General features: G+C 41.4%; 13 protein-coding genes. All 13 read left to right on the top strand.

Features of this window, described 5'->3' with window-relative positions; all coding sequences use genetic code 11:
- Window positions 1-75 precede the first annotated feature (75 nt).
- The 13 genes from J1C81_RS11645 (at window position 76) to J1C81_RS11585 (ending at window position 17,708) form a co-directional block, all read left to right on the top strand.
- On the top strand, window positions 76-3,603 hold the full coding sequence (locus tag J1C81_RS11645; protein ID WP_004189445.1) for an LPXTG cell wall anchor domain-containing protein: 3,528 nt from the start codon (window positions 76-78) through the stop codon (window positions 3,601-3,603).
- A gap of 1,205 nt (window positions 3,604-4,808) precedes the next feature.
- Complete coding sequence (locus tag J1C81_RS11640; RefSeq protein ID WP_002899594.1) at window positions 4,809-6,491, top strand: GspE/PulE family protein; 1,683 nt, start codon at window positions 4,809-4,811, stop codon at window positions 6,489-6,491.
- 1 nt (window position 6,492) lies between these two features.
- Window positions 6,493-7,557 (top strand): type IV pilus twitching motility protein PilT, encoded by a 1,065-nt coding sequence (locus tag J1C81_RS11635; RefSeq protein ID WP_002899359.1) that lies wholly within the window; start codon window positions 6,493-6,495, stop codon window positions 7,555-7,557.
- Window positions 7,558-7,560: 3 nt separating this feature from the next.
- A complete protein-coding gene (locus J1C81_RS11630; RefSeq protein WP_004189448.1) occupies window positions 7,561-8,787 on the top strand; it encodes a type II secretion system F family protein in 1,227 nt (408 codons plus the stop codon).
- 166 nt (window positions 8,788-8,953) lie between these two features.
- Window positions 8,954-9,427 (top strand): prepilin-type N-terminal cleavage/methylation domain-containing protein, encoded by a 474-nt coding sequence (locus tag J1C81_RS11625; RefSeq protein WP_427197462.1) that lies wholly within the window; start codon window positions 8,954-8,956, stop codon window positions 9,425-9,427.
- 118 nt (window positions 9,428-9,545) lie between these two features.
- Entirely contained in the window at window positions 9,546-10,019 is a 474-nt protein-coding gene (locus J1C81_RS11620; protein ID WP_427197461.1) for a prepilin-type N-terminal cleavage/methylation domain-containing protein, read from the top strand.
- A gap of 79 nt (window positions 10,020-10,098) precedes the next feature.
- On the top strand, window positions 10,099-10,554 hold the full coding sequence (locus J1C81_RS11615) for a prepilin-type N-terminal cleavage/methylation domain-containing protein (protein WP_004189453.1): 456 nt from the start codon (window positions 10,099-10,101) through the stop codon (window positions 10,552-10,554).
- A 138-nt stretch (window positions 10,555-10,692) separates the two neighbouring features.
- Window positions 10,693-11,181 (top strand): hypothetical protein, encoded by a 489-nt coding sequence (locus J1C81_RS11610; protein ID WP_004189456.1) that lies wholly within the window; start codon window positions 10,693-10,695, stop codon window positions 11,179-11,181.
- Window positions 11,182-11,194: 13 nt separating this feature from the next.
- On the top strand, window positions 11,195-12,607 hold the full coding sequence (locus J1C81_RS11605; protein ID WP_004189457.1) for a VWA domain-containing protein: 1,413 nt from the start codon (window positions 11,195-11,197) through the stop codon (window positions 12,605-12,607).
- A 12-nt stretch (window positions 12,608-12,619) separates the two neighbouring features.
- Window positions 12,620-14,104, top strand: a complete 1,485-nt coding sequence (locus tag J1C81_RS11600; protein WP_004189459.1) for a type II secretion system protein — start codon at window positions 12,620-12,622, stop codon at window positions 14,102-14,104.
- 40 nt (window positions 14,105-14,144) lie between these two features.
- Window positions 14,145-15,557: a pilus assembly protein PilM gene (pilM, locus tag J1C81_RS11595; protein WP_002899353.1), complete on the top strand. Its 1,413-nt coding sequence runs from the start codon at window positions 14,145-14,147 to the stop codon at window positions 15,555-15,557.
- On the top strand, window positions 15,557-16,138 hold the full coding sequence (locus J1C81_RS11590) for a PilN domain-containing protein (RefSeq protein WP_002899352.1): 582 nt from the start codon (window positions 15,557-15,559) through the stop codon (window positions 16,136-16,138). The genes pilM and J1C81_RS11590 overlap by 1 nt, the downstream gene beginning before the upstream one ends.
- The gene (locus tag J1C81_RS11585) at window positions 16,122-17,708 is read left to right on the top strand and encodes a hypothetical protein (RefSeq protein ID WP_002894176.1); all 1,587 of its coding nucleotides are present in this window, start codon (window positions 16,122-16,124) and stop codon (window positions 17,706-17,708) included. The genes J1C81_RS11590 and J1C81_RS11585 overlap by 17 nt, the downstream gene beginning before the upstream one ends.
- Window positions 17,709-17,951 lie beyond the last annotated feature (243 nt).

Genomic DNA, 17,951 nt, shown 5'->3' with positions numbered 1-17,951 from the left:
ACAAATACATTAACTCATACTATACTTAGCATTGGGAAATTCTGCCTTTCCCTATAAAATAAAATAGGAGGTAAAATGAGGAAAAAACTGTTTAGTATCTTGTTTTTCTTAGCAATGATATTGGGGACTGGCCGAATTGCTTTCGCTAATGAACAAATTAGCGCGGAAATTAGTGGCGATGGTCAAAATCAATTATCAGTAAAAGTAAGAAATTCAAGTAATTCAGAGGTAAATGATGTTAGCTATCAGCTAAATTTGCCACAAGGTTATGAAGTTGATGGGCATTTGCCTACATCAGAAAGCCTAAAGTCTGGTCAAACTCATGAGTTTAAGGTAAACATTAAGCAGGATCAAGCAGGAGTTTTACCAAAAACAGGAGAAAAAACACTCATTTTTTCAGTTGCTGGTTTTATCTTGCTTCTTCTAGGGTTCTTCTTGTGGAGATATACCTACTCAAGAAAATTGTTATTATTTTTCTTAGTGATTTCAGCTAGTGTTTTTGGTGCGGCACTCGTATCTGCCGATACTTTGGTTAGTTCTCTAGTTGAGTTTACTCAGAATGTTCGGCTCTTTGATAAAGATGTCCCTGTTCGGTTGACTGTTTATTATCGCTCGGTTGAAAATCCTCTTCTTGAAGAGAAATCTAGCCTGACCAATCAAACTTCTGTCAATCCTGCTACTGAGGCACACGTAGGTTCATCTACCATGCCAAGTCAGACGGATACGCAAGGAATATCAGGGAATGGTAGCACGTCACCAGTTGATATTGGGACGCCAGCCTATCCAAGTTCGTCTTCAGATGGTAGTGCAAGTACAGGGCTAAATTCAGATTCACCAGTGACACCGGTAGATACCATTACTGTAACGTCACCGTCTGATACTGGGTCTTCGCTTGGTAGTCAATCATCACCAGGGACAGCTATTCCATCTCCATCTTCAGATGGAAGTGGTTCAAGTCCGACAGTTTCAAGTGCAGATTCACCAGGGACATCTGTAGATTCAGGAACCGTTCCGACAGCGTCTGACAATGGGGCAGTAGTCACCGATCCATCATCAAGTATGGATACTCTGACTCCATCTTTGGATAGTGGAGCTTCAGGTGTGGTTCCAAGTCCAACTGCTCCGGATTCAGATTCACCAGTCACATCTGTAGATTCAGGAACTGTTCCGACAGCATCTGACAATGGGGCAGTAGTCACCAATCCGTCACCAAGTGTGGATACTCTGACTCCGCCTTTGGATAGCGGTGCTTCAGGTGTAGTTCCAAGTCCAACTGTTCCGGATTCAGATTCACCAGTCACATCTGTAGATTCAGGAACCGTTCCGACAGTGTCTGATACTGGATCTTCGGTTGGCACCCAACCATCAACACCAATGAATCCTAATCAATCAACGAATCCTGACACTCCATCCTCGGAAAAAAATAGCCAAGGGGATGAATTAGGAAATAGTTCTGATAGCCCAAAACAAGGGTCAGCAGAAGAAGTTCTACTTTCAGGTCACGCTTTTTCAAATCTAACAGGCAGAGGTATAGAATTTGGAACCGTTACTCTGAAAGAGAATGGTAAAGAAATTCAAACGATTGAAACTGATAGTGATGGTTATTTCTATGTTCACCTGACTAGAGGAAAAACATATACCCTTCATGGGAAGGATTTTGAAGCTAGTATTACTGCAAATGGAAATAATGATTTCCAAGTTCACAATATTCTTGGTCAATTCTCTCCGGGACATAACAACTCAGATGCTATGGGCAAGGTTGTTCTGAATCCATCAGTTGTTCAACTAGATGTTGTTGATTATCAGGTTGATGAAAAGGCTGGTCAGGTCATTCTGCCCGAGGAGAAAAAACTAAAACCAGGGGATGTTATTGTTCTGCCGGCAAGCGGAAATTATCCTACAGGTTTTGCCTTTAAAGTGGTTACTTCAAAGGTTGCTGACGGGAAAACCGTTCTGACTGTCACAAAGGCTACTTTAGAAGAGGTAGCCAAAGAGATTAATGTACAGACAGAGTTTGATCTTGATGGAGGAACCTTTACTCCTGCTGAAGGCACGAGCGTAGAAGAAGATGAAGGAGATGACCTCGGTAATAGAGCCTCGGTCTCTGCTTCTGCAGCTGCTAGAAAGACATGGAAGAAGAAAATCAAAGGTGTTGATGTTGGCTTGAAGGTTACCGGAAAGGTCGAGGCTAAGCTTGACTGGGCTCCAGGACGTTCTCCGCATGTCTTTGTAAAACCGTCTCTTAACTTTAAATTGACGACTGATTTCAAGAAAGAAGCCAGCTTCGAAGAGAAGGTGAAACTAGTAACGGTCAATTTTTCATCTTATTACGGTGTTGTAGTTAGCGTAGACATCTATGTGTTCCTCAATGCTGAAGGAAAGTTTAATATTAGTACCGAAAGTAATTTTGATGTAGCAGCTGAATTAGGTGTTAAAAATCAGAAAGCCTACTTTGATCAAAATGTTCAATTAAGCAATAAGTTAGACTTAAACATTTATGGTCAAATAAAAGAGGGTCCTATGGCGGTCTTTAAACCAGGATTCCTTAATCTATCTGTAGCATCCTTTGATGTTGCGGTTGGCCTCGGATTAGAAGGTGAACTGAATGCACAGGTCACTCAGAAAAATCTTGATTCGCCTAAATTAGAAAAAGCCAGTGGTCGTGCTGTTCTCTTTGCGGACTTAACCCTAGGTTATGAAGTGGGCTTCTCTGGTCTGAAGTTGGAAGGGAAATTCTTAGACAGTGAGCGTTTCTTTGAGCGTCTGATGGCTAAGGGAGAGTACAAACCAAACAGTGGTAAAAGAAAGCTCAAAGACGTCAAGCCATTAGATGAATCTGATGAAACTAGTTCTGATGATGACACATCTGATAGTTCCGATGATAGTGAGAATCATTTCAGCAATACTTTTTCTTTAAGGAATTTGCAGTCCACACGTAAAATTACCAACATAAAAATAGGTGAGTTGCCATATAACGTAAAGAATTATCGAGCATTTAAATTTGAATTGATGCCAGGACCTCATAGAGATGGTGATATATTAATAGAAGGTCTTTACCATTATTTTAATGTTGCAGATGGCACACCTATCTATTACACATTGTATGATTTAGATAAAAATGGATTCCCAGAATTGGTTTATCTAGTGAATGGTGAAATAGAAAAAATTTTATATGCATACGGGCAGACTTCAGATGCCCAGACTTATGTAGGTTTAAAACCAGTACATTTGCCTAAGGGTTTCAGCTCTGTATATAATTATAAGCATAAGTATAAGATATTAGAAGATGGGACGATAATAACAACAACAGAAGAGGACTCTTCTCAAGGAGAATCTCCAATAGATTATGAAATTATCAAAGTGGATCCCGTAACTAAAGTACCTGAAACTGTAGCGAGGTTTTCTCGTAATAAAGGTTCCCTAAAGCTTTATCGCTATGAAAGTGATATAGAAAAGGGTAAGCCGATAACGACAATTAGTCAAGCCGAAAAAAAATATCTAACTGCTCCAGAAGTTGATTGGGAAAGTCTAAATTGGCAGCCCTTTGTGAGACGTTATGATTGGGCTGCTGAAGAAGGAATTAGTTTTCCAGAAACTGAATAAGTTTATTAATTTGAAAGACATCCACTATCTTAATATAAACTTTAGACCAGCCATGAAACTATCTCAGTCTTTTGGTGTATAATAAGAAGATACTATTTCAAAGATATCAAGGGCTCAGGTTGTAATCTTATAAGTTTGTAGCATATTAAAAGAACTCCAGGAAATATTATTTTCTGGAGTTTTTTCTTCTATAATATAACAATGTAGATTTGTCTGAAAATTCTAGCTTTTTGATTTTGTGGTTTTTCTATAAAAAATAGACAAGCTAAACACTCTGTGCATTTTTAGGGTGGTTTTACCTCTTAGAAAATGCAAATGTATTGACAATGCATTTTCTTTAGCATATACTATTGAGTAGGAAGAAACAGGCAAAGCTTGCTAAGCCTTGTCCTGAAGCGCCTTTCCTAAGCATATCGACTACCGATCAGAAGAAGACAGATGCTGTCACACTGTCCATCTGAAGGTTGAAAAAGAAGCAGTAAAGGGGAGAAATTCCCTCAAAAATTTTGCTGTTTTTTAAACTTTGAAAGAAAAAAAGCTATTTAAAAAACGTTAGAAACGTTGATATAACAAGCTTTTATCAAAATTAAACATTTTTTTAAATGCAATCATTTTTTTCGAGGCAAACCTGTTGACAAGACGTCAATTATGTCATATACTGTGATAGGTAAATGTTTTTTAAAGCAAATAAAGCTTTTGTTCCTAGCATTTCCTACCAAAATATGCATATCGGTAAAAAGAAAAAACCATAAGACAAGAATTCTTATCTTATGGCACTGGCTGCTTAATGATTCGGGTTAAACCAACTTCACACACACGCGGTTTAACCTGCATCTAAAAGCATGAGAAATTTTGCAAGAGAACTTGCTTTGTATAGTATTTAAGAACGCAAGAACAAATGTTTTTGGCATCTGCTTTTTTGCGCCCCTTTTGACAAAACTAAAACGTCCCTTGTCAATCCTAGGATTGTTTTAAGGACTGTTTACTAGATTTATCAAATAGAGATACTGCTCAAAGCATCTAACTTAAAACATTAAGTTTGGTTCTATTGGTAAATTTTCCATGTACTAGCCTAACTTAAAAAGCTTAAAGAAACCTTAAAGGAAACTTTAAGCGAGGGAGATTTTTTTAAGAAAGCTGTTATCTAATAACGCATAGAAAGAATTGAAGGATTTTTACAAAAAAATCACAGACAGGAGAAACAAATGGCACTAATCGCTATATTGGTTCAATTCAATCTGATAACGGCAGCTCAAAAAGAAGAAATTCTTCAAGATATGCCACAATCAAACATGCAGTTAGAGAGATATCTAATCAGCAAGGGCTATGTGACAGAAGAAGATATGCTGAAAGTCATGAGTTACTACTATCGTGTACCTCATGTCAATCTATCACAGTTTGTGATAGAAAAGGAAGCTGTCGAGAAGGTTTCAGAAAAAGTTGCTAAACGTCATGGATTGATTCCGATCTCTTTCACAGATGGAGAAGAGGGAGAAGAACCCAAGTTAATAGTTGCGATGGCAGACCCAAGCAACTATATCGCCCTAGATGACGTTAAAATCGTCTCTAAGATGGCGGTAGAACCTTATGTAACTTTTCGGGATGATATTGAGAAGTATATCGATCAATACTATTCTAAAGGAGAAGAAGCCCAACAGGCAGCGACCGAAATCGAAGGTTTTAATGTGGACGAAGAGATTGTCGAAGAAGATCTCGAAATCAAAAACGCTCCGGTTGTACGTTTGATTGACTCGATTATCAGTCAGGCAATCAAGACGCGGACCAGCGATATCCATATTGAGCCCTTTGAAAAAGTTGTTCGTGTTCGTTTCCGGGTTGACGGGACCTTGGTGGAAAACATGCAGTTGAAAGCCAATGCTCACTCAGCTATTGCGACACGGATTAAGATCATGAGTGGTCTGGACATCGCCGAGCGGCGGATTCCTCAGGATGGACGGATTGAAACAACCATCGACGGCAAAGAAGTCGACATGCGGGTTTCAGTCTTGCCTACTGTATTCGGTGAAAAAATCGTTATTCGGATTTTGAGCCGGAATGCAACTCTCCTCAGTAAAGAGGAGCTAGGATTCTCGCCAACCAATCAGAAGCTCTTTGAAGATATTCTTAAGGCGCCAGAAGGCATCATCTTGCTGACTGGTCCGACAGGAAGCGGAAAGACAACCACTCTCTACACAGCGCTCCGTGAGCTCAATGATGTAGGAAAAAATATCATCACTGTTGAAGATCCGGTTGAGTACCGATTGGAAGGGGTCAACCAAGTTCAGGTAAATAATAAAGCTGGACTGACCTTCGCGAGTGGTTTGAGAAGTATCTTGCGTCAGGACCCGGACATCGTTCTCTTGGGGGAAATTCGGGACGAAGAGACAGCTAGTATCGCGGTTCGGGCCGCTATCACTGGTCACGTCGTTCTCTCGACTATCCACACCAATGACACAGCTAGCACAGTCAACCGTTTGGTCGATATGGGCATCAAGCCTTATCTGGTCTCAACGGCGACTGTCGGTATTATCGCACAGCGCTTGATTAAGCGCATCTGCCCTAAGTGTAAGACTGAATACACTGTAGAAACAAATGAACATGCAGGTATCGGTATTCACAAGGGAGACACCTTGTATCGCGGACGCGGCTGCAACTACTGCAGCGGTACGGGATACTATGGACGTATAGCTATCCACGAAATCATGGCAGTGACAAGGGAGATTAAATCACTAATTAATGATGGTGGAACAACAGCACAGCTTCGAGCAGAAGCTAAGAAAAATGGTATGCGAGACTTGGCGGAGGAGGCCATTGATATCGCAAAACAGGGGACTACAACGATTGAAGAAGCAATGAAGATTGCCTTTAGTCTAGAAGGGGAAGTTTAGGATGAATTTGGATGAGTTAATTAAGCAGGCGATTGAAGCGGGTGCATCAGATATCCACTTCACGGTTGGCGCTGAGCCAACCATGCGACTGCACGGGAGGTTAACACAACTCAACAATACAATTTTGACCAACGAAGACACGGTTCGCTTCACCAAGCATATTTTAAATGAGAAGCAGATTGCTCATCTTTTAGAAGTCGGTGAAGTGGACTGTGCCTACGAGGTCGATAATGGCTATCGCTTGCGGGTCAATATCTTTAAGCAGAAAAACAACTGCGGGATTGCCTTGCGGGTCATTCCCAAGGATATTCCATCTATGGAATCTCTGGGATTGCCACCAGTTATCAAAAAGCTAGCTGAGAAACGCCGGGGGCTGATATTGGTTACCGGACCAACAGGAAGCGGAAAGTCAACGACTCTGGCAACCATGATCAACTACATGAACAGCTTGCGGGACGAGCACATCATCACAATTGAAGATCCGATCGAGTACATGCATACGCATAATAAGTGCTTGGTCAACCAGCGTGAGCTGGGAGCAGATACGCAGAGCTTCGGAAATGCCCTCCGCGGTGCCCTTCGTCAGGATCCGGATGTCATCCTAGTCGGTGAGATGCGGGATAAGGAAACGATTGAAATCGCCCTGCGTGCGGCGGAAACAGGTCACTTAGTCCTGTCAACTCTCCACACGGTCGGTGCCGTAAACACCATGGACCGGATTATCGACGTATTTCCAGCCGAGCAGCAGGAGCAAATCCGTGTACAGCTTTCAGCCGTTATGGAAGGCGTTGTATCGCAGCAGCTTATGCGTACAGCGACCGGCAAGGGTCGTGTGGCTGCCTTTGAAATCATGCTGGGAACACCCGCTATTCGCAACCTCATTCGCGAAGGGAAGACCCACCAGCTGCTGACGCCAATCCAAACGGGGGCTCAGCTAGGCATGATTACCATGGATACTTCGCTCATGGGACTCTACCGTCGCAATGTCATCGACCAAAGAACGCTGCTGTCTTACTCAGTGGACCGCGCTCAAGTTGAAAAATCCCTAGGAATAGTGGGGTACTAGAGCATGACAGTATATGTATGTAAATACTTAGACACTCGGCAAGGGGTCGTCACACTAGAGGTGGATGCGCCTAACCGGACTGACGCCGTCAATCGGATCCGTCTCAAAGGTAAGCCAATCAGTGTCGAAGAAAAGGTCATGGGCTCTAAGGAAATCACCCTTTTCCAAAGTAAGAAGATCAAGCTCAAGGACATATCGCTCTTCTGTAAGCAGATGTCGGTTATGCTGGAGTCAGGGATTCCCCTCAATAATGCAGTGGATATCCTAGAGCAACAGGCTACTTCAAAGAATCTCAAGTCTAGTCTTAAAATTGTCAGCAAGAGCCTAAAAGAAGGTAGTCAGCTGTCCAAGGCCATGCTGGATCAGGAAGGGATGTTTCCCGATCTCTTGATTCGTATGGTGCAGGCCGGTGAAAAGACTGGTAAGCTGGACGAGGTACTGGAAAAGATGTCTGAGCACTATAACAAAGAGCTCAAGACCAGCCGCCAGATTCGTGGGGCTATGATCTATCCCGCAGTCCTAGCCTTTCTAGCTGTAGCAGCAGTCTTGGCCTTGCTCTATATCGTTATCCCAAGCTTCTCAGGAATCTTCGAGCAGAGTGGGATGGCTATGCCGCTGCCAACGCGTATCGTCCTAGCAGCTAGTAACTTTGTCCGCTCTTACTGGTATATCCTCTTCGGTGTGACGGGGATTCTGGTCTTCCTCTTCCTGCGCTATCGCAGCACAGAAGCAGGACGTTACCAGCTAGATCGACTTAAGCTTTGGCTACCGGTCATCAAGGGGCCAATGCAGAAGATTGTTACTGCTCGCTTTGCCAGCACCTTGGCTATCCTGACTAGTGCAGGTATTCCTCTGGTCGAGGCTATTGAGTCTGCTGCTGCAACAACCAACAACGCTGTCGTCATTGAAAAGATGAAGATCGCTAATGAAGGTCTGCAAAAAGGGGAACGTCTAACAGGGATGATTACCGCGACTGGTCTCTTCCCTCCCATGATGCTCTCTATGGTCAAGATTGGTGAGGAGTCCGGATCTCTGGAGTCCATGCTGGTCAAGACATCAGATTATTATGAAGAAGAGCTTGAAACAGCTATCAAGCAGCTGCTCTCACTCTTGGAGCCAGCCATGATTATCGTCATGGGGGTTATCATCGGTGGTATCGTAGCGTCTGTCATGCTGCCAATGTTTGAGCTTGCTCATGCTGTGGATGCAGGATCTGGAGTTGACCAGTAGAAAGGCACCCCAGAAAAGTTTAGGAGATAGCAGGGCGATAGCCTTGCAAAAGTTAGGAAATCGTTCTGATGCTGGGAGTTTGTAGGGTCTCCCAGCTAGGAACAAAACAAATGCCCCTGTGGGCGAAAATAGTAAAAATTATGAAAAAATAGGAGAACTATTCAAAATGTTAAACAAATTGCAAAAGTTCCGTCAGGACTTGAAGAAAAAAGGTAAAGGTTTTACCTTGGTAGAGTTGATCGTGGTAATCATCATTATCGCAATCATCGCAGCTGTAGCGATTCCAGCGATTACTGGATTCCAAGACAATGCACGTAAGAGCCGTATTCAATCAGAACACCGCGAGTTGGTTTCAGCAGTTCAGTCCTTTATTGGAAGCCAAGATGATCCTGAAAAAGCGGAGCTTACTAGTCTTAACCAGTTAGCCCCTTATATTTCTAAAAATGCTAAACAAGAAAGTGATTTGGCTTCTGCTTTGGCTAAAAATGGTACTGCATCAGCTCACAAGATTGATGGAGGTAAGCTGATATCAGAGTTTATTCCAGCAGGAAAAACGAATTCCGATCCTAACTACAAGAAATGGACTTATGATTGGAAAGCTCAAACAACCGCGACTGCTGCACAAGGTGGCCGTAATTAATCAAATCATCTAAATAATGATGTATTAAAACCCTACATTTGAGAGATGTTAAAAATTAAAAATATAAAAAGGCTATTTATCAGCCTTTATAAATAAAGAGATAGGAGAACTATTCAAAATGTTAAACAAATTGCAAAAATTCCGTCAGGACTTGAAGAAAAAAGGTAAAGGTTTTACCTTGGTAGAGTTGATCGTGGTAATCATCATTATCGCAATCATCGCAGCTGTAGCGATTCCAGCGATTACTGGATTCCAAGACAATGCACGTAAGAGCCGTATTCAATCAGAACACCGCGAGTTGGTTTCAGCAGTTCAGTCCTTTATTGGAAGCCAAGATGATCCTGAAAAAGCGGAGCTTACTAGTCTTAACCAGTTAGCCCCTTATATTTCTAAAAATGCTAAACAAGAAAGTGATTTGGCTTCCGCTTTGGCTAAAAATGGTACTGCATCAGCTCACAAGATTGACGGTGGTAAGCTAGTATCAGAGTTTATTCCGGCAGGAAAAACGAATTCCGATCCTAACTACAAGAAATGGACTTATGATTGGAAAGCTCAAACAACCGCAACTGCAGCACAAGGTGGCCGTAATTAATCATCAAATTATCTGAGTAAGATATTTGTATAGTTATTTCGGTATAATTATGAAAAAGAATTAGGAGAGATATCATAGGATGTTAAGCAGGTTGCAAAAGTTCCGTCAGGACTTGAATAAAAAAGGTAAAGGTTTCACCTTGGTTGAGTTGATTGTGGTAATCATCATTATCGCTATCATCGCAGCTGTAGCAATTCCTTCCCTCACTTCTTTCCAGGACAATGCTCGCAAGACCCGTATTCAATCCGAACATCGTGAGCTAATGTCAGCGGTACAATCCTTTGTTGGCAGTCAAGAAAATCCAGAAGAAACTAAACTGGAGAGTCTTAATCAGTTAGCTCCTTATATTTCTAAAAATGCTAAACAAGAAAGTGATTTGGCTTCCGCTTTGGCTAAAAACGATAAGAATCCAGCTCATAAGATTGACGGTGGTAAGCTGGTATCAGAGTTTATTCCAGCAGGGAAAACGGCTTCAGATACTAATTATAAAAAATGGACTTATGACTGGAAGTCTCGTACAACAGCTAATAGTTAATTATTGAACTAACAACATGTAAAAGAGATTATTTCTCTACTCCGACTGCTTTGGCAGTCGGATATTACCAAAGTAGTTGTCAGACTGTGACAACTATTTTGGCAATATCAAAAGTAGAAATATTAGGAGAATACTAAAATGAAAGGGAAAAAAAGACAGGGGTCAACCTTACCAATGGTTATTGTAACCATAGTAATTCTGGTAGCTATGATTGGAATTTTAGCATCTATTGTAGATACTGGGCAAACCCAGACTCAGCGCATGTATAGCTATCTAAAAGCTAAGTACACAGCGACTTCTGGTACGCAGTTGGCTTTAGGAGCTTATTTTGAGGATGAAGATGCTTCTCCTTTGAAAGCTGAATTCAAGAAGAGAGCAGAGGGGCAGCCGAACTCAGCAGGTCCGATTAGATCAAAACATAAGTTTAAAGATGGTGGTGAGGCAGAAATCGAGATGACTGGAGCTTTTGTAGGAGCTACTAGTGGACCAGAAAATTACTACATTACGATTAAGTCAAGGTCTAAGCTCCCCAATAGTGAGGACTATTATGAACATATCGTTAAATTTAATTGGGCAAGCAGTGGTATCCGTTCAGAAGAAGGCCACTTGATTTCGTCTAAGAAATAAAAAATAGGTAGGAATGATGAAACAAATACAAAAAGGTTTTACCCTAGTCGAGATGATTATGGCTATTATGCTCATGAGTATGATAGCGCTCATCATCGGAGTTATATTTAATACTATGTTTTCTAGTCGAGAGCTCATTGAGCGTGAAGCAAATATTCAAGCAGAAATGCGAACTTCTATGCAGTATGTTGACCGTACTATTGGCAAGGCAACCTCAGTCTTTATCTTGGATGATAGCAAGTACAAAGGGAGCGGGGAAGGCTTGACTAAGGAGTGGAGCTATATCGGTCTTTCGGCTGATGGAAAAATGGTTCTTAACTATGTTTGGGATAAGAAGAAACAAGATTGGAATGTTATTAAATTAGGAACAAAATCTCTTTATGATATGAAGCTGGACTTAGAATTTAAAACTGACGGTGCCTATCAAGATAACCGTCTAATTAATTACAATCTGACTGGGAAATATCCAGATTCTAATAATAAGTTCTCTATTGATACAGCTATGTCTACCCTCAACAGTAAGCAGGTCTTTTCAAAAGTTGGTAAAGGGAAAAAAGGCATCGCTCTGGCTTATAGAAACGATCCGATTGAAGGACAGGTGAATGTAGCTATCTCTTTTGTTTTTGACAGTTCTGGCTCGATGGAAAGAGATATGAAAGGGCGAAACACAAATGTAGTAAAGGAACGACGAATTAGCATTTTGCGAGAGAAAGCAATCGAAATGGTGAAAGAACTGAAAGAAATAGGAAATGTTAGTGTTAACTTATCAGGTTTTTCACATTATGGTTTTTACGTTCAAAAAGATTTTTCTCAACTAGATAAAGGAACAGAACAAATAGAGAAAAGTATTAACAGTTTACCGACCCGAGGCGTTACTAACCCTGGTGATGGTCTCCGTTATGGAATGGTTAGTTTGCAGCAACAGCATGTCCAACTTAAGTATGTCGTTTTACTGACAGATGGTATCCCAAATGCTTATATAGTAGATCCTAGTGCTAATTATCCTGGAAATAAAGTATGGATTCGAGGAGGAGAGATAGTAGATTACCAAAAACCAATATATAATTTGTCCACGAAAGTGGATAATTTCCAAGTTGGTTATTTAGATGGTGCTAAGTACAGTGAACAATTTTCTCGACTGGCCTATGATCAAGACTCCTCTGACAGTGCTTTTCGAGCTAAAACAATCGGTTATGCTGGGGCAGTATCTAAAAAGTTTGGTAAAGACATAAGGCGAGTTAATCTTATAGGGTTTTCTGGAGTAGAGCAAGAGGTTGCATATGGTGAAGCTCTAACGGAAGCTATTCGCGAAGGTGTTGTGGACGCACAATATGTGTCGGCTACTGATGCTGAGGAGTTAAAAAAGACTTTTTCAGATATTAAAAAACAGATTCAGCAAGATCTTTGGTTTGTTTCTGGTCCATAGAAAGGAGAAGAGATGAAAAGATTACAGAAACGTAAGGGTATAACGTTAGTTGAAGTATTAATTTCTCTTATCCTTATAGGTGTCATTGCTGCGGGATTTTTGACATTCTTTGCCAGCAGTTATCACAATATTCTGGGGCAACGCAAGCAAAATACTATCAACTTTGATATCCAACAGGACTTTGAAACTCGCTTGTCAGAAATTAAGAAGAATAGTGGCAAGGGGACAGAGGTGGAAACTTTCTCCTACCGGATTGGAAATGGCTCTTTGCAGAATATAAAAGTGACAGGTCAGACTCTTTCTTATAATAAAAATAACCAAACTAAAAATATACATCTTTTTGCAGCAAATGCAAAAGAGAGTGTTCTTCAAATTCCAGAAGATTTAGATGTAAAGGTTCCAGATTCTAAAAGATTTTATTATATTGGGGAAACTACTAAACCTGGCTCCGTTGGACTTGCTGATAGTCAGCAAGGAAGCAAAGCGAGGATTTATACAGAGTCTGGATGGTTTCTTAGTGATCGTAGCATTGGGAATGGTCTTCCTGGCATTGTACCAGTTGGGACAATTGGTCAAGTTGGTGATACAATCGGTTCCGCGACCGTTCTTCCTGAAATGCCTACTGACTTTCGACAACTTTCTAAGAAAGGAAATGGAGTTTACATTACTGATAACATGCGAGGACGCTATCTAACCTTTGCGGCACGGGTTATTAACTCCTACGGTCGTGTCGGTAACTACCAAGAAGCTGAGCGTATTTGGGTTATGGGACTGCCTGTAACAAATAATTTAGATATACATACGGACGCCGATTTAGCGCTTCTGAAAAAAAATAGCACATTTTCAATGCTACCGAGTGATGCTCAAATTTACACCAATACGGACGTACGTGACTATGCTCATGACAAGTCGTTTGATTCATTTAATATTTTTAATGTACCTGTTCTTAATTATTATGAAGATGTAATTCGTCAATCTCGGCAGTTTATTGCACCTCGCGATAAGTATTCGTTGACTTTTGAAAAACGAGATTTTAGAAATGGGAACTCAAATACTACATCAATCTTAATTGGGAATAGAACGCAAATAGGATCGTTGTTGACTTATAAGTTAGATAATACTTTAAGTTGGGCAATTAACTTGGAAGATAGCGGTAAAATTGCAATAAAAACAGTAGATAATACTGCCGCTAATAATGGTGGTCAGCAGTATGCAAATGCTAAACTAGATTTTACAAAAGACAATTCTATTCAGGTTCGTAGTTCTACTAAAAATGATATTCTAACACTTGAATTTTTTGTCAACGGAGCGTTGGCTCATACACAGCAACTATTTTTGAATAAAAATGGTGTTCGTCATAATGTTGAAACAGGCCAAATTGTATTTGGTGGGAATACCTATATCAATGAATTTGCAATTTATAAAACATCGTTAAACGACGTTGATATACAAAAACTTGCTAAGTATTTCAGCGAAAAATATAAGGCAAGTGAATAAGTGAAATAGTTTTAGGAAAAATAAGGGAGATTAGGAGATTATGGCAAAAAATATGTTTTCGTCCAAGGGGCGCAGAAGAGCTCTGGACGAAGAAGACAATGAGAAAAAAGGCTCATTTTTAGGAAAATTAAATAAACCGCTCTTCTCATCAAAAGGGAAACATAAAGAACACTTATCTATTCAAGGAGTTCAGATCAAGTCAGATCGTCAAGAAGACTTTGACGATGAGGAAAAGTCAACAGCAAAAGGGAGCTTCTTAACCAAGCTCAACAAGCCGCTCTTTTCTAAGAATAGTGGCAGTGATGACATGCCTGCTAAGTCTGGCAATCGTTCACTCTTTGCTAAGAAAGGCAGTGGTGCGGCGAGCCAACCGGTCACTAGAATGCATGCACCTTACACTATGTTTGGCAAGCCAATCAAGGGCAATCTGATGGCCATTGACTTCACTGACGAATCAGTCTATCTGGTTGTTGCTAGACAGAAGCGCAATGAGCTGGAGATTATCAAGATGGCATCTGCCAATCTGCCAGAAGGTGTTGTACTGAATAGTGAGATTATCGATCCGATTACTCTCAAAAACATTATCAGCGACCTGATGGAGCAACATGCGATCACTGCTAAGTATGCATTCTTTGCACTTGGCAATACCAATATCATCGCCCGTTCGGTTGATGTGGCAGCTAGTGTGCAGAATGATGAGGATATTGAGGGCTTGGTATCTTACGAGCTCCAGCAATATCTGGATATTGATCCGACTTCTTATGTTATTCAATTCCAAGAGCAAGAGTCTAATTCAGCTTTTCCGCTTGATGAAGATACTCGCTCACTCATGGTCTATGCTGTGCCAAAAGGCGTAGTAGAGCAATATCTGGGCTTGGCTGAGAATTTGAAGCTGACACCTTATGTCTTTGACCTTCAGTCTAATACCTTTGAAAAATGGCTGGAACGCGTTCAGGCGGTTAACAATCGTGCCAAGAAGCTGACCAAGGAGAATGTCGGCATGGTACATCTGAGCAAGAGCTTCATTGGTGTTTATCTCTACTCAGAAGGCAAGTTTGTGACCAGCAACTATCTCAACCGTGGCTACAAGGACATCCTGAGCTATGCAGACGACGCTAGTCTATTGCAGAAGCTTCCAGCAGTGGCTTCAGATGATCTGGATACGGGTCTCTTGAAGAGGGCCTTGGATGAGTGGGTGGCTGATGCGAAGAACCACATTCTCAATACTGAAAACTTCTTTAGCGGGTCAACTGGTCTCAACATTGACAGCTTCTACGTCTTTGGTGACCAGGACATTTGCTGGCAGTTGGCAGCTATTCTGAAGCAGAGCATGAATCGGGAATTCATCTCAATTGATAACGTAGATTATGAGAATGTACTGTGGGAAGGTTCTGCCGAGTTTAATGCGGAGTTCATTCCGGCTACAGCCATGTTGATTAGGAGAGCGAACTAATGCGGAGAGATTTAAACTACTTTTCAAAATATCATGTGGCACCGGCTAAAACCAGTCCACTAAAACTTGCTGCTATTTCCGCTTTTGCTGGGATTGCAGCGATTATGATTGTGCTGATTGGCTTCTTCCAGTTTAGCGCTATGCACCTCCAAGGCGAGATTGACCGAGCGGAGCAGACACTCAAGAGTCCAGAGATGGCTCAAGAGCTGAAGGCAGTCTCTGAGACTGAAGATAAGATTGTTACGGTCAAGAATGACGAACTTCTCTTTACCAGCCTGGAAGGTGATTTCCGCCGCCTGCATCGAGTAAACAAAGCCTTTATGGACTTCCTTAATAAAAACGTGACACGGAACCTGGTCTTTGACGATATCAAGATTAATAACGACAATGTAGAAATCAATGGTTCGTCTCAAGAGCATCTTTCCATCGCTAAGTTTGAGGAAGAGCTTCGTAAGTCTGAGAAGTTTAACCATATTTTTGTGGATAACATTACTCGCGAGGAAAAGGATAACAATACAGTGTACAAGTTTAACATTAAAATTTTGACGAAGGATGTAGATTTCAATGAAGAGCAAAAATGAGAAAGAAAAGAAAAAAATCCTGAGTAATTTAAATGAGCGTGACAAGAAATTGTTGGCCTGTGTTGGAGGAGTAGCGGTACTTGCTGGTGGTGGGTATCTGGTAACAAATTCTTATACACGGATGGCGCAGTTAGCTGAAGAGCATGCAACTATCTCTACAGAGTTGGAAGGCAAGAATGCCAAGATTAGTCAGAGGAAGTCTCTTACCAAACAGCTCCAAACTTTGAATGCTAAGACTCTGGATCAGGCTAAGAAATACTATGGTACGACCAATCAAGGGGAATTCATCTTCTTGATTGACAAGCTAGTCAACGAAAGCGGTATTAAATTCAAGTCTGTCAACTATACTGAGAGCACAGAGTTGGAACTCCAGCAGGAGGGATTGGCTGCGACTTCGTCTAAGGGTCAAAACTCCAACTCTTCTGGTACGACTAGCAGTTCAAGCTCAAGCGAGACGTCTTCTTCATCCAGTACGACCTCTAGCTCTTCTGGTACATCGTCCTCATCTTCATCTAGCAGTAGCTCTTCATCAGATGCGAATACTGCAACAACAACTGCAGCTAATACAGCGACACCAGGGAACGGAACGACCAATAATACCAACATCACGCAGATGACAGCGGACATTGAGTTCGAAGGAACTTATACACAGGTTCTGAAATTGTTGGAATTGATTGATGGCAATCAACAAAAAATCGTTTCCAGCGAGCTGGAATTGGGCGGAAAGAAAAGCCTGTCTAGCACGGAGGAAAACAAAAACCCTGATCTGACCAGCGGTAAAATCAAGCTGCGTTTCTATCAGGTTAAAGACGTCGAGCGCTATGTGACTCTGGAGAGTAATGTCGATAAGACGCCGATTCAGTTTGCTAACTGGGAGTCTCCATTTGCGATTCCGACTTGGCAGGCAGGCTCTATATCTGTAACGACAGCTGGTGGCGGCACGGATGCAACTGGCAATAAGGGCAGTTTGGGGGCCGCAACAACCAATACAACTAGCAGTGCGAATGCTAACAGCAGTACCAATCTGGCTCCGTCTTATCTGGAGCAGCTTAGCACTCAGTCTAGTCGGAACGATGGCCTGTCAGCTTATTACAATTCATCAACTATCTACCGCTTCGAGTCACCACTGAAGCTGATTCAGTCAGGCGGCAGCAATCAGTATGATGTGACAGTTGACAATACGGACTTTCTTGAGGGTTCAGGTTCCAATGTGGTTAAGATTCCAGCAACCAAGTCTTCTACTATGTATGAAATGGAATTTGCAGCACCGTATGTATCCTTGAACAATAAGCCTGATGCTATCAGCTTCTCTCTATCTCTGTCTAATCAATGGCAGGGCAAGATTGGCTTGATTGTCAAGAATGCCAGTGGGCAGAAGATTTACCTTCACGTCATTCGTCCAAACAGCTGGACTGGCTGGCGCGAAGTTAGCTTCGATCCTGAAAACATTCCAGGATTCAGCTATCCAATGACTATTGTGGGTTACTACTTCGAAACTCCAAGTGGAGAAAGCCCTGAAACGACTATGAAGCTGGATAACCTATCTGTGAATAACTTGGTAGTTAGCTAAAATACTTTGAAAAAATACCAAATAAGTCTATGGTTTAAAATTTCAAGAGCATGTGTAAATTTTTCTTAAAAAAATGCTAAAAACCAAGTTATTAGACTAGTATTCACGGTGCATTTATAGTAAACTAAAACATAGAGATATTTGAAGTATAATACAAGCAAACTCAGAATAGACGCCCGAGTCTATTTTGGGTTTTAATGGAGTTTATGGAAAAACAAAATCAAGACTGGTTTTGCATTGAAA

Source organism: Streptococcus sanguinis, assembly GCF_050225395.1.
GTDB lineage: Bacteria > Bacillota > Bacilli > Lactobacillales > Streptococcaceae > Streptococcus.
The sequence above is the reverse complement of the archived record's forward strand: the minus strand, read 5'-3'. Positions and strand labels throughout refer to the sequence as shown.

Bases quoted from the DNA above. Each gene is read 5' to 3' on its own strand.
- J1C81_RS11605 (WP_004189457.1), top strand. From the start codon at position 11,195: ATGATGAAACAAATACAAAAAGGTTTTACCCTAGTCGAGATGATTATG.
- J1C81_RS11600 (WP_004189459.1), top strand. From the start codon at position 12,620: ATGAAAAGATTACAGAAACGTAAGGGTATAACGTTAGTTGAAGTATTA.
- J1C81_RS11610 (WP_004189456.1), top strand. From the start codon at position 10,693: ATGAAAGGGAAAAAAAGACAGGGGTCAACCTTACCAATGGTTATTGTA.
- J1C81_RS11635 (WP_002899359.1), top strand. From the start codon at position 6,493: ATGAATTTGGATGAGTTAATTAAGCAGGCGATTGAAGCGGGTGCATCA.
- pilM (WP_002899353.1), top strand. From the start codon at position 14,145: ATGGCAAAAAATATGTTTTCGTCCAAGGGGCGCAGAAGAGCTCTGGAC.
- J1C81_RS11645 (WP_004189445.1), top strand. From the start codon at position 76: ATGAGGAAAAAACTGTTTAGTATCTTGTTTTTCTTAGCAATGATATTG.
- J1C81_RS11640 (WP_002899594.1), top strand. From the start codon at position 4,809: ATGGCACTAATCGCTATATTGGTTCAATTCAATCTGATAACGGCAGCT.
- J1C81_RS11630 (WP_004189448.1), top strand. From the start codon at position 7,561: ATGACAGTATATGTATGTAAATACTTAGACACTCGGCAAGGGGTCGTC.
- J1C81_RS11585 (WP_002894176.1), top strand. From the start codon at position 16,122: ATGAAGAGCAAAAATGAGAAAGAAAAGAAAAAAATCCTGAGTAATTTA.
- J1C81_RS11615 (WP_004189453.1), top strand. From the start codon at position 10,099: ATGTTAAGCAGGTTGCAAAAGTTCCGTCAGGACTTGAATAAAAAAGGT.
- J1C81_RS11625 (WP_427197462.1), top strand. From the start codon at position 8,954: ATGTTAAACAAATTGCAAAAGTTCCGTCAGGACTTGAAGAAAAAAGGT.
- J1C81_RS11620 (WP_427197461.1), top strand. From the start codon at position 9,546: ATGTTAAACAAATTGCAAAAATTCCGTCAGGACTTGAAGAAAAAAGGT.
- J1C81_RS11590 (WP_002899352.1), top strand. From the start codon at position 15,557: ATGCGGAGAGATTTAAACTACTTTTCAAAATATCATGTGGCACCGGCT.